This is a genomic window from Pseudomonas sp. MDT1-85, assembly GCF_054898065.1.
The window spans coordinates 4,308,480-4,321,283 of record NZ_CM142715.1 but is presented as its reverse complement, the minus strand read 5'-3'; the positions used below and the strand labels follow the sequence as shown (position 1 = coordinate 4,321,283).

At 53.7% G+C, this 12,804-nt stretch carries 8 protein-coding genes; all 8 read left to right on the top strand.

Going from position 1 to position 12,804, the window contains the following annotated elements:
* Positions 1 to 16 precede the first annotated feature (16 nt).
* The 8 genes from ACYZT2_RS19610 to ACYZT2_RS19575 all read left to right on the top strand — a co-directional run bounded on the left by ACYZT2_RS19610 (position 17) and on the right by ACYZT2_RS19575 (position 12,587).
* Positions 17 to 1,432, top strand: a complete 1,416-nt coding sequence (locus ACYZT2_RS19610) for an HlyD family type I secretion periplasmic adaptor subunit (RefSeq protein WP_461966575.1) — start codon at positions 17 to 19, stop codon at positions 1,430 to 1,432.
* 443 nt (positions 1,433 to 1,875) lie between these two features.
* On the top strand, positions 1,876 to 2,181 hold the full coding sequence (locus ACYZT2_RS19605) for a hypothetical protein (protein WP_461966573.1): 306 nt from the start codon (positions 1,876 to 1,878) through the stop codon (positions 2,179 to 2,181).
* A 404-nt stretch (positions 2,182 to 2,585) separates the two neighbouring features.
* The gene (locus tag ACYZT2_RS19600) at positions 2,586 to 2,864 is read left to right on the top strand and encodes a hypothetical protein (RefSeq protein WP_461966571.1); all 279 of its coding nucleotides are present in this window, start codon (positions 2,586 to 2,588) and stop codon (positions 2,862 to 2,864) included.
* 343 nt (positions 2,865 to 3,207) lie between these two features.
* Positions 3,208 to 3,828, top strand: a complete 621-nt coding sequence (locus tag ACYZT2_RS19595) for a hypothetical protein (RefSeq protein ID WP_461966569.1) — start codon at positions 3,208 to 3,210, stop codon at positions 3,826 to 3,828.
* 193 nt (positions 3,829 to 4,021) lie between these two features.
* Positions 4,022 to 4,561 carry a DUF5625 family protein gene (locus ACYZT2_RS19590; RefSeq protein ID WP_461966567.1) on the top strand — a complete coding sequence of 180 codons (540 nt, stop codon included), beginning with the start codon at positions 4,022 to 4,024 and terminating at the stop codon, positions 4,559 to 4,561.
* A 29-nt stretch (positions 4,562 to 4,590) separates the two neighbouring features.
* Positions 4,591 to 5,514, top strand: coding sequence for a hypothetical protein (locus ACYZT2_RS19585; RefSeq protein ID WP_461966565.1), 924 nt, complete (start codon positions 4,591 to 4,593; stop codon positions 5,512 to 5,514).
* A gap of 134 nt (positions 5,515 to 5,648) precedes the next feature.
* Positions 5,649 to 6,167: a DUF5625 family protein gene (locus tag ACYZT2_RS19580; protein ID WP_461966563.1), complete on the top strand. Its 519-nt coding sequence runs from the start codon at positions 5,649 to 5,651 to the stop codon at positions 6,165 to 6,167.
* Between the two features lie 33 nt (positions 6,168 to 6,200).
* Positions 6,201 to 12,587 (top strand): S8 family serine peptidase, encoded by a 6,387-nt coding sequence (locus tag ACYZT2_RS19575; protein ID WP_461966561.1) that lies wholly within the window; start codon positions 6,201 to 6,203, stop codon positions 12,585 to 12,587.
* The last annotated feature ends 217 nt before the right edge of the window (positions 12,588 to 12,804 follow it).

Sequence of the window (12,804 nt, the reverse complement as noted above, 5' to 3'; positions counted from 1 at the left end):
CAAGGACCGATTTCCCATGAGCGCAACGCCTTCGTTATTGCAGCGCTACCGTCACGCCTGGCGACACTCCTGGCGCCAGCGCAAACAGATGGACAGCGTGCAGCGTCTGCCACATGAAGCGCAGTTTCTTCCCGCCGCGCTGGAGTTGCAGGACACCCCCGTGCATCCGGCGCCGAGAATCTTTGTCTGGAGCATCATGGGCTTTGCCGTGTTGGCGTTGCTGTGGGCTTGCATCGGCAAGATCGAAGTGGTCGCCGTGGCCTCGGGCAAGATCGTTCCCAGCGGCAAAACCAAGCTGATTCAATCCAGCGAAACGGCGGTGGTCAGGGCGATCCATGTCAGTGATGGTCAGGCGGTGAAAGTCGGCGAGTTGCTGGTCGAACTCGACCCGACGGCTGCCGATGCCGACGTCAGACGGATTCAGAGTGACCTGCTGGCGGCCCGCATCGACAGCGCCCGAAGTGCGGCGATGCTTGACGCAATCAATCAGCAAAAGTCCCCGGCATCGTTGATCGGAGCGATTGCCGACGCCGATCCGCAACAGGTGCTCAGTGCCCAGCGCTGGCTGCAAGGGCAGTACCAGGAATACCGCAGTAACCTGGAATTGGTGGACGCAGAAATCCTCCAGCGCAACGCCGAAATCCAGTCTGCCCAGGCCCAGGTGGCCAGCCTGCGACAAACCGTGCCGATCGCCACGCAATTGGCCGAGGACTACCAGCGGCTGTTGACGCAACAGTACGTGGCGCGTCATGAATACCTGGAAAAGGAACAGGCTCGCCTGGACCTGCAACGTCAGTTGAGTGTGCAGCAAGCCAGCGTGCTGCAATCCACCGCCGCCCAGGGCGAGGCGAGGCGTCGGCGCGAAGGGGTCGTCGCGCAGAATCGCCGCGCCATGCTCGACCTGCAACAAGAGGCCAACCAAAAAGCCGCGAGCCTGGTTCAGGAACTGGCCAAGGCCCGCTATCAGGAAACCCTGACCAGCCTCAAAGCCCCGGTGGATGGCACCGTTCAACAATTGGCCATCCACACCGTCGGTGGCGTGGTCACTCCGGCCCAGCCGTTGATGGTCATCGTCCCGGCGGATCAGCCGGTAGAAGTGGAAGCGATGCTGGAAAACAAGGACGTCGGCTTTGTCCGCGCCGGCCAACCGGTCACGGTAAAAGTGGAAACCTTCACCTTCACCAAATACGGCACCGTCGACGGCGAAGTGCTCAGCGTCTCGAACGACGCCATCGAAGATGAAAAACGTGGGCTGATTTACAGCAGCCGTATTCGCCTGAAGTCCGATCACCTGTTGGTCAATGGTCAGCGAGTGGCGCTGTCGCCGGGGATGTCGGTGACGGCGGAAGTGAAGACGGATCAGCGGCGGGTGATCGAGTACTTCCTGAGTCCGTTGCAACAGCATATGGATGAGAGTTTGCGAGAGCGTTGAATATTGCCGGGAAGGGGTATTGGGGTGTGTTTGTTTGTGGAAAGAACCAGGCTCCAAGAGATGAATCTTTTGGCTTTGTTGATGTTGGGGGATTTATGAAAGTCAGGGTGGGTATTCTGAGAGTTGTTCGTTGGTTGAGATTTATATTGGTGGTTGTTGGTGCTCTGACGCTTCTGAAATATGGCGCTATCAAGTTATTATCTCTTAGCCCCGATTCCGATGATGATGTGATGACGATGGTTTATCTTTCTCCGGGTGGAAAGTTCATGTCATGCGTGCGGGGGGAGGCGCGATAGCTCCTTTTTGCTCGGACACTGTTTTTGTTTTTAACAGCCTGCAGACTGTATGAAAGTGCTGATGACGATCTAAAAAAATGGATGTTTTTGCGTTGAATTTTCTCCGGCTAATGGGTGTCCCCTTTGTTTATTGCCGAGGAGGTAAGTATGGAGTTGTTAAGGCAGGAACAGCGCACTTTTTACAGCCAGTACTTTTTAATGGCGGCTTTTTCCGGGGTTTTCATCTTCTTAGGGCTCAAATTCGTCGCGAAAATGCCCGATTCTTTCTTTGTCGGCCTTTACCCTGATTTGAGGGCGTTGATCTGTGTGAATATTTTTGTTGGGTTGTATCTGTCGGATAGAAAGGAAGTTGTTCTTGTGTATTTTGCACGTTTGTATGTGCTGGTGAATTTTTCGTTATTTGGGTTTTTTACAGGGTGTTGTGTCAGTTATCTGTCGGCTGATGTCAGGTAGATAGAGATGGGCGCTGGCAGGTTATGACCTACCTCGTTGATTGTTTTTGTAACGGTTCTCGGTTAAGGGTAAATCATGAATGTTTTTGTTAAGCGGGTTTTGTATTGGGTGGGGGCAGTAGCGGCTGTCTTGCTATTCTTGTACTGGTTGATCCCTGCGCCGAAAGATAATCCTTATATGAAGATTTTGTCTCGGGATGAAAGTGGTTTTGATGGGTGTGAGTTTTCGGGTGACGGAAAGAATGGAGGGCTGTTCAGGTTTAATATGAGTGCTGAGGAGTGTCGGCTCATAAACTACGATAAGGGTAGTATTCAGTTCGCCGTGATTATCCACAGTTAAAGATTGTGCATAACGGTTGGGAGGGGAATAGGATGCCCATATTTTTTTTTATGGAGCGCATATCCATGGATGGATTCGACGCAAATAGGCACCTGGCTGGCAAGGCACCTGTGCATGTCGCTGATGGGGTTGAGAGTTATGAGTTTGCTGGTTTTTTGGAGCGGAAATTTACGGGGGCGGATAATGTGCCTGTGTATGTTTCGGACTATGTTAATACAGCTCGGGCAAGTCGAATGTACAAGTCGGGGTTGTGGGTGTTTTATCAGTATTTGCGCGAACTTGTTGATGTGAGAGCGGTAGATGAGTTTGTTCTCAATGTTCTCGATAAGGTCTTGGTTGAATAAGTGTTGTCTATATGCGAAAGGGGGGCAGATTTGAATGGTGCTTCCTTTGCAGTATTAGTTAGTTAGCTGCTAAGTAAGTCAGTTAAAAGAACTGCAACGGCTGTCGGATAAGAAGGACTATCCAGCAGCATATGACTATAGGAAAAAGGGGGCCAGGAAAAAGGGGGCAGATTTATTTTTTAGTATGGTTCTGGCTTCAGAAAATACAATTGTCCCCTTTTAGTGGTCCCCTTTTAGTGCGCCCAGGGATGTGCTGGTTATGTTTGCTGGTTATCGTTAAGTAAGTAATTTTGTTCGCCGGTCTCTTTGGGGTCGTTAATTATTTGTTGATTAAGGGAGAGCAATGAATAAATTAGCAAAGCGGTTTTTGTATTGGTTAGGCGTGGGGATAGCTGTTTTGCTGTTTCTGTTTTTCCTGATTCCTGAGCCGAAAGATAATCCATACATGAGGATTTATTCAATGTCGGATGGCGATGATTTTTCGGGTTGTGAGTTTTCAGATAGCAAGAAGTCAGGGGGAGTATTTCGCTTTCATATGGTTCCTGAAGATTGTCGGTTGGTTGTTTATGATGGTGGGGGGGTTCTCACTATGTCTGTTGAATATCCCAGTATGAAATTAGTTGGCGCTCAAGTAGGGGATTCAATAATAACATTTAGAATGTTCCATGTTTCAATCCCCCCCTATGACACTATGGCGATTTTTGAAGGGCGTAGTGCGATTGGAACGATCAATGGGATGAAAGTTTATGAGATTGGTAGCGGCGTTACGTTCAGGTTTACAGGTAATGATGGAGTGGAGGTGGCTGTTAGTGAAATGAGCAGCAATTTTATAGCTAAGCGGCTGTTTGATGATTTAAGGATTTCTTATCAATATCAAAGTATTGGTAATGATTTAAGGAAGATAGATAGCTTTGCGTTGAGCTTTCTTAAGCGAATTATGTATGGAGCGGACAAGGGTAAATGAATACCGTAAACATGGAATCGGCTCAACTGGAAAAATTGAAACAGTTGCAAGATAAAAAAGACTACCAAGGCGTATATAGATACATGCACCATAAACGGGACAGACCACGTTTTTTCTGAAACTGCGCGGCTGTAAACCATCGATTTAATCGTGGGCTGTCCCCGCTTTTCTTTAGTGGTCTTTTAGTGGTCTTATGTTGTTGGTAATCGAAAAAAAGGAGCTGGCTGTGCATGGAGTTATAAATATATTGCGCAAATGGGCTATTGCTCTGCTTTGTGTGTTGTTAGTGGCCTGTGCAGATCCTCTATGGATAGTTAAACCTATGGACGTCTCTCGAGATAATCAACAGGTCTCTATGGATTTCGTGGTCAAGAGGGTGGGTGAGTACAGATTTGCATTGTTGTTTGTTCGAGGTAAGAACTTGGTGGAAATGAACAGGCAAAGTGAGATGTGGGGCGAAAGTGGCGGAAAAGGCATTTCAATACCCGTGCACGTTAGAATTTTTAGAGATGGAAAGATTTTTTCTGACGAAAACATTAGTACCAATGGGGTGTTTTGGGGGCAGAACTTTGAGTATCAAGGTAGTACGTTGAATACAGCGGTCAGACTCATCAAGACTTACGAGTTGCCTGCTGGAGCTTATTCCGTTCTGGTCAACACCCTCGAAGATGTAGAGGCGTTTCGTGGAGTCGAAAGTTATATAGAGTTTGCTTATTATAAGCCAAAGCATTGAAGCATTTTTGTTAGTAAGGAGGAGGGTAGATGGAAAAGAAATACAGCGTAACTTATAAGGTCGCGAAAAGTGGAGCTGAATATGTCTATCAACAGGACAAAGCCAAGCACAAGGCTGGGGACCTCCACATTTCTCCCGGTGGGCATATGTGGTATGCCTTGAATGATGGTTCGGGGAGTAGTGAAAGTTACGGGTTTGAGTCAAAAAATGATGAGATGTTTGGTCCTGGTCAAGTTACGAGGCTGGATAATGCTGGGTACAGGGATACCGAATATGAAGTAAATATTATGTTGACGGAGGATCAATATAATAAGCTACAAATATTCTCGAGGAATCCTGTCTCAAATGGTTTTGATTCTTCAATGTATAATCTGCTTGCCAATAGTTGTGTGGATTTTGTATTTGCCTCTTTGCAATCGATTGGATACAACAACAAAAAATTTGAAGGGGACCTTTTCCCCAAAGATAGTATCAAGCCATTACATGACCTGTTGTACACCCACGGCGCTCAGATTGTCCGCGACGACTTGACGCGCAAGGGCGACTACTATGATGTAAAAAATGGTCAGGTATGTTTATGGCTTGGCGCTGATGAGGTAAAACCAGCCTCTCAGACATCCAACCTGATCAACATCGACATCAACCCATCCTCCCAACCCCAACAACACATCCAGGGCGAAAGCAAAGCCCAGCAAGACGTCGCCAACGGCTTCATTCAAAACTCGGCGACGCACAACATCTTCGCCGTCGGCGGGATTCTCAACAAAACCGATTTCACCTCCACCCAAATGGCCAGCCTGGCTTCGGGTGGTATTCGCCCCGGTGAAATGCAGCTTGACTCCAACGTTCGCCCCAACACCTACCTGACACAGTTCTACCAGCCGGCCAGCCCCGAAAAACCGGATTTCAGCCTGCGCAATACCATGACTATGAACGGCTTGTCGGCCATGTGAAAAGGGGACAGATTTATTTTTCGGAATGGTTCTGGTTTCAGATAATAAATCTGTCCCCTTTAATGCTCCGCCTTAATGCTCTTGTATATGCGTGAGGTGGCTAGCGGTGTTGTTGTTTTTAATGGATGTCAAGGATGGAGTTTGTTGTGCATAGAATGATAAGTGTCTTACGCAAAGGAGTTGTAGGTTTTGCTTGCATTTTGTTGGCAGCCTGTTCTGCACCTATATCAATAGTAAAACCTCTGGATGTTTCTCGGGCGGATCAGTCCGCCAGTGTAGAGTTTGTGGTCAGGAAGACCGGTGACTATAGATTTGCTTTGCTGTTTACCAAAAGAGACGGTCTGACTGAGATACTCAAGCAGATTGAAGTTTGGGGGGATTATAGCGTTGATGGAGTCGCTATTCCCATCCATCTTAGGGTCTTGAAAGATGGGCAGATATTCTTTGATAAAAACTTAATAACAATAGGTGTCCAATGGGGGCAGGGGTTTGACTATGAGGGGAGGCGTTTGAATACCGCGGTACGGCTGATTAAAACGTTGGAGCTTTCACCTGGAAGTTATTCGGTTGAAGTTAGCACGCTTGATGATCTGGAAGCGTTCCGGGGTATCGAGGGATTTGTAGAGTTTTCTTATTATAATCCAAAGCATTGAAGCATTGTGGTGAGCTTTTTAAGGAGCGGGAAAGTGGAAAAAAAGTATAGTGTGACTTATAAAGTCGCAAAGGCAGGCGCGCAATATGTCTATCAACAGGATAAAGGCGACCACAAGGCTGGCGATAGCCACTCATCGTCAGGGGGGCATATGTGGTATGCCTTAAGCGATGGGGTGGGCGAGAACTCTAGCTATGGCTTTGAATCAAAGTTTGATGAAGTGCGCGGGCCAGGGCAAATAGGTCGGAATGATAATGCTGGCTACAAGGAGACGGTCTATGAAGTAAGCGTGGTATTGACTGAGGATCAATATAAAAATTTAAAGGCTTTTTCGGAGAATCCTGCGTCCGGCGGATTTGATAATACGCGTTATAGGCTTCTGACTAATAGTTGCGTGGATTTTGTATATGCTTCATTGAGGTCCATTGGTTATAATGGCAAAGAGTTCGAGGGTGCTCTTTTCCCGGCAGATAACATAAATCCAGTCAGCAATCTTCTGCATACTTATGGTGGCCAAATCATTCGTGACGACTTGACGCGTCACGGTGAATATTATGAAGCAAAAAATGGTCAGCAATGTTTGTGGCTTGGCGCTGGTGATGTATCTACTGTCCTTCAGACATCCAACCTGATCAACATCGACATCAACCCATCCCCCCAACCCCAACAACACATCCAAGGCGAAAGCAAAGCCCAGCAAGACGTCGCCAACGGCTACATTCAAAACGCCGCGACGCACAACATCTTTGCCCTCGGCGGGATGCTCAACAAAACCGATTTCACCTCTACCCAGATGGCCAGTCTCGCCTCAGGCGGTATCCGCCCTGGTGAAATGCAGCTGGACCCCAACCCTCGCCCCAACACTTACCTGTCGCAGTTCTACCCGACCCCGGACGCCGCCAAGCCGGACTTCAGCCTGCGCAGTGCAGTGACCCTGAACGGTTTGTCGGCGATGTCGACATTCAACACGTACGTTGACCCGTTGTTGCTGGACCTGACCGGCAATGGCGTGCACATGACCGACATCCGCGACGGTGTGCTGTTCGATACCGACCACAGTGGCACGGTCAAGCGTAGCGGCTGGGCGGATCGCAGCACCGGCATGTTGGTGATCGACGATGGCAGTGGCCAGATCAAAGACGTCAGCCAGATGTTCTCCGAGTATTACGGCGGCAAGATGGGCATCAACGGTGCTGCTGGCGAGACGCGGTTCAAGGACGGTTTCGCGGCGTTGGCCAGCGAAGACGCGAACAAGGACGGCGTGATCGATCAGAAGGATCCGATCTGGAGCAAGTTGCGGGTCTGGGTTGACGGCACGCATGACGCGAAAGTCGATTCTGGTGAACTCAAGACGCTGGCCGAGCTGGGCATTACCCAGATCAACGTCCGCGCGGCTTCCAGCAATGCTGAAATTCGTGACGGCAACAAGGTGCTTGCCACCGGTTCGTTCACCATCAATGGCAAAAGCCAGGAAGCGCTGGCGGTGGATTTCCTTGGCGACCCGGTCAGCAATACCCTGACCAGTCAGGGCACCGGCACGCGGGTGACCTCGACCACCAGCGGCGTCAACAGCCGAACGACGAGCGCTTATGCCAGCCAGAGCACCACGGGGGAAACCCTGGATGCGGCAAAACTGGGGGTGAATAATTTGTATGGCGGCAGCGGCGACGACACCTTGATCGCTGCACCGGTTGGCGGTTGGCTGGTGGGTGGCGCGGGCAGCAACACCTATAACGGCGGTGCAGGCGATGATGTGTTTGTCATCAGCGGATCAGACAATACGGCCAACTTTCATGGCAACGGCGGCCATGACACGGCGATTATCGTCGGAGAAGAAGGCGTTAGGTTAAACATGGCTAAGGCTGGCCTGACCATCGCCGAAGGTGGTCGTGGCAACGACACCATTATCAGTGGAGGTAACTCCAGTGCCTTTATCAAAGGCGGCTCCGGGGATTCGACACTGATCGGCGGCGGCGGCAACGACGTACTGGTCGGCGGCACCGGCCACAACACCATCATCGGCGGCAGCGGCAAAGCCGTGATTTATGCCGGGCCACAGGGCGACACCATTTACGCCTCCGAAGCCGGCAGCATCATCCATGCCGGTGGCGGCGCCGATAAAATCTACGGCGGCGTCGGCAATGACATCATCGAAGTCGGCCACGGCAATGCGACCATCGACGGCGACGGCGGGATCAACCTGGTGACGCTGCACGGCAACCATGGCGACTACCGGATCACCCACACCGCTACCGGTTATGAAGTGGCCGACAAGGTCGCCGGGCGTGACGGCACGGTCACGCTGACCAATATCCAGAAGCTCAACTTCTCGGACATTTCCGCCGTTGACCTGCAAACCCCCAACGCCATGCCCGTGGCGGACGTGCTGACACGTGACAAGGACGGCAAGGCCTTCGATCGCACTCAGGTTCACCTGATTTCCGCAGAGAGTCTGCTGGCCAACGATCAGCGCCTCAACAGTCAGGGTGCGCTGCGCATTGCCAACGTCGGCGATGCGGTCGGCGGTACGGTCAGCCTCACCGCCCAGGGCGATGTGTTGTTTAGCCCGGATGCGCGTTACACCGGTCTGATCAGCTTCAAATACGGTGTGGCCGATGCCGCCGGCAACCTGTCGGCATCGGTGGTGGACCTGAGCAGCGGACAGACCGCGCCAATGCGTGCCGGGGTGACCCTGCTGACGCCGGAAGTACCGCTTGATCCGCTGGCGGCTCAGGAATGGTACTTGAGCGATACCAACGTGCTGCCGGTCTGGAAGGACTACACCGGCAAAGGCGTGCGAATCGGTCAATTCGAGCCAGGCGGCCAGTTCGCCACCGCACCTGAAATCTTTGATATCGTTCACCCCGACCTGGCGCCGAATGTCGACAAGGCCTGGCTGCAGACTCAACAGACCAATGGCACCTTGCCGGGTCTGGTGTCCAACCACGCAACGATGGTGGCGGGTGTCATGGTCGCGGCCAAAAATGGCGTCGGCGGTGTGGGTGTGGCCTACGGCGCAACGCTGGGCGGTTACTACCTGGCCAATAGCGGCGCCGACCTCGCGGGGCTGGGGCATATGGTCAGCTTTGACATTGCCAATAACAGTTGGGGGTTCACCAACGATTTCGCCCTCAGCAGCTTTCAGGACGGCTTCGTCAATACCGCCACGGCGCTGAGCATGAATGCCCAGTACGCCGCGAGTAACGGTCGTGGTGGTCTGGGCACCGTCATTGTCGCGGCAGGCGGCAACAGCCGTGCAACCGGCGGTAATGCCCAGGGATCGTTGACCAACAACAACCGCTTTTCGGTGGAAGTCGGCGCAATCAACGCACAGGGTGATTTGTCGACACTGCAGATTGGCTCCTCGCCGTTCTCCAACCCAGGTGCAAGCCTTCTGGTTTCGGCGCCGGGCAGCAATGTTGTGTCCACCAGCCATATGCTGGAAACCGAACGCGGTTCTACCTTTGGCAATGACTACACCAGCATGCAAGGCACCAGTTTTGCCGCGCCGATTGTTTCCGGCATTGTCGCGCTGATGTTGGAAGCCAACCCGAACCTGGGCTATCGGGATGTGCAGCAGATCCTCGCGTTATCGGCGCGCAAGATCAACGACCCGTCCACTCAGTGGAGCGACAACGGCGCCCACGGCTGGAACGGTGGGGGCATGCACACCAGCAACGACTACGGTTTTGGCGAAGTCGATGCGCGGGCTGCCGTGCGCTTGTCCGAGGCGTGGATGACCCAAAGTACCGGCGCCAACGAATACGTCTATAGCGCCTCCAGCGGTGCCCTCGGGAAACCGTTGGGGGCGGGTGCGACGCTGACGTCGTCCATCGCCATGAATGCCGGTCTGAATGTCGAGCACGTCGAGATCGATTTCGACGCTCAGGTTGGCCGTCTTGGCGACCTGACGCTCAAACTGATTTCCCCCGACGGCACTCAGAGCGTACTGCTCAACTGCCAGGGCAAGGTCCCGGACGGCATGCCGGGCGCGAGTCCAACCGACTTGGGCAGCACGCAGTCCGGTTCGTTCAAGTACACCTTCATGTCGACCCATGACTTCGGTGAGCGCTCCGCGGGTAACTGGACACTGCAGGTGACCGATTCGGCTTCCGGTCTGCCGGTGACACTCAACACTTGGTCGCTGCGTTTGTACGGCAGCAAGAGCACTGCGGACGACACCTATTTCTACACCGACGAATACCTCAAATCGGTGGTTGGGCATGCCAACCGTGCGGTGCTGGATGATGCGGTCAATGGCGTGGCGGGCGGGCGTAATACCCTCAATGCGGCGGCTGTTTCTGGGGATACCTCGGTCAATTTGCTGACCGGTGTCGCCAGCATCGGCGGCGCGGCGTTGACGGTGAAAAATCCGTCGGGCATTCAGAACGTCGTCACCGGCGATGGCAACGACACGCTGGTGGCCGGCAAGGCCGATGCCTTGCTCGACGGCGGGCGTGGCAACAACACGTTGACGGGCGGTGCGGGCAAGGACTTCTTTGTGGTCCATCGCCGTGACGCGGGCAGCGATACCATCAGCAACTTCGAAGCTGCCCGTGGCGAAATCGTCGATCTGGTGGGGTTTGCCGGGAAAAAATTCGCTGATCTGCAGCTGACGCAGCAGGGCGCGGACGTCAAGGTTGACCTGGGCAAGGGCCAGAGCATCGTCCTGAAAAATCAGGCACTCGCTGGCATCACCGCAGCGAGCTTCAAGTTCCAGGACAGCTTTGTGGCGCCGACGGCTTACGTCAACAGCGATGCTTCGGCGGTCAAGCCGCAAGAAGGCCTGGGCACCGTGGTGCTCAACGGTGGCGGTAAAGGCGTGATGTACAGCAGCGACGCTCAGGGCAAAACCGTGGCCTCGCTGAACGGCACGATCTACAGCCATGACAGCGCAACGTCGGATGTGTTTGTGGTGGCGACTCAACCCGGCGCCAAGGATTACAGCAACGCCTTGCGCGGGTTCCGGCATGGCGTCGACAAGATCGACCTGCGTCAGACCGGCGTCACCGATTTCAGCCAGTTGACCGTCGAACACCAGAACCGCGCCACCTTCAATGGCCTGACGCAGATTCATGGTGTGTACGTGACGCGCAGCGATTCGAACACCAAGCTGTTGTATCTGGATGCATTGGATGTCGCGCAGGTCAGTGCGTCGGACTTCATCTTCGCCGAGCATGCACCGGATGTGGTGCCGACGGTCGGGCCGGTGGTGACACCGGTGACCGAGCAGCCGACGGTCACTGTACCGGGTACGCTGACACCGATTGTCGAGCGTCCCGGCATCGACAAGCCTTCGGTGGTCGTACCGTTGCCTCCCATTGATCTGCAGCCGACCATCAGCGTCCCGACAATTGATCCGGTGCTGCGACCTTCGGTCACGATTCCGGACATCAAGGTGCCGGAGACCAAGACAATTGAGCAGATCCTGGCAGAACGCGGTGTCGGCTCCCTGGAGCCGTCCAAAGTACCGGATATCGGTCCGGTCGGACGTGATGTGGGTGGGCGCACGCCGACTGATATTCCGAGCCCTCGGCCGATTGTCATTCCGGATATCCCGATGATCGATATCGCTCATCGCGACCTTGATATCCCGACGCGTCGACCGGTCACCGTTCCTGACGTCGTGGGTGCGCAAGATCCGCGGCTGAAGCCGGATGATACTTGGGGCGCAGGGCAAACGGCGGACACCACGTTTGCGTCAATCCGAGACAGAATTCGCGGCGGTTCAACATCTTCGACTGCGGACCCTCTACCGGCAGTCACCGATCCCAACGTCATGACGGTCAAAGGCTTCTTCGCCGATGTCACGCTGGGCGACGAGAGCAAGACCATCAATGTCGAGGCCTCGAATGCCAAAGTGCTTGCCGGCAACGGTGACAATAAGGTGAACGTCACGGGCCGCCGAGGCAATATCACCTTGGGCAATGGCAATAACGTTGTGACCGGTGATGTCGACAAGCTCACCGTCGGCCATGGCAACAACACCATTACCGACTCCGGGTCTTTCACCACGGTGAAACTGGGGGATGGCAATAACAAGGTGTTGGTCAGCGGCAACATGCCAACGGTGGAAGTCGGGCACGGAGTCAACGACCTCGAGTTCAGCGGCGGGATGGGCGAGTTGGTCTTTGGCAAGGACATCAGCCCCGATTATCTGTGGTTCCAGCACAAAGGGCAGGATCTGCAGATATCGGTCATCGGCAGCAAGCAGGAGGTCACGCTGCATAACTGGTATGCCGACGCCCCTGAACGTCCACGGAACATCATGGCCGGCGACCGTCATCGGTTGATGGACAGTAATGTCGAGCATCTGGTCCAGGCGATGGCGGCGTTTGCGCCGGCGGCACCGGCGACCATGACCTTTGGCGCTGCCGAGCAACAGGCGTTGCAGCCTGTGCTGGCGGCCAACTGGAGGTAATCACCACGCATTGATACGGTTACACGGCCCGCGATGATTTTCGCGGGCTGTCGACCCTCTCGTTCGAGACCGGTCAGCGTCTTCCCAATCCGCTTTATCGCCCCCAACGCTATACCCGGCCTGATGCTGTGTTCATCTCCTCTTGAACGTACGTCAACGCGCCGACGGGAATCCATTGCTTCGTCTTAATAGGAAGCATTACTATTCACGCTTCCTC

Bases quoted from the DNA above. Each gene is read 5' to 3' on its own strand.
- ACYZT2_RS19590 (WP_461966567.1), top strand. From the start codon at position 4,022: ATGTTGTTGGTAATCGAAAAAAAGGAGCTGGCTGTGCATGGAGTTATA.
- ACYZT2_RS19595 (WP_461966569.1), top strand. From the start codon at position 3,208: ATGAATAAATTAGCAAAGCGGTTTTTGTATTGGTTAGGCGTGGGGATA.
- ACYZT2_RS19610 (WP_461966575.1), top strand. From the start codon at position 17: ATGAGCGCAACGCCTTCGTTATTGCAGCGCTACCGTCACGCCTGGCGA.
- ACYZT2_RS19600 (WP_461966571.1), top strand. From the start codon at position 2,586: ATGGATGGATTCGACGCAAATAGGCACCTGGCTGGCAAGGCACCTGTG.
- ACYZT2_RS19605 (WP_461966573.1), top strand. From the start codon at position 1,876: ATGGAGTTGTTAAGGCAGGAACAGCGCACTTTTTACAGCCAGTACTTT.
- ACYZT2_RS19580 (WP_461966563.1), top strand. From the start codon at position 5,649: ATGGAGTTTGTTGTGCATAGAATGATAAGTGTCTTACGCAAAGGAGTT.
- ACYZT2_RS19585 (WP_461966565.1), top strand. From the start codon at position 4,591: ATGGAAAAGAAATACAGCGTAACTTATAAGGTCGCGAAAAGTGGAGCT.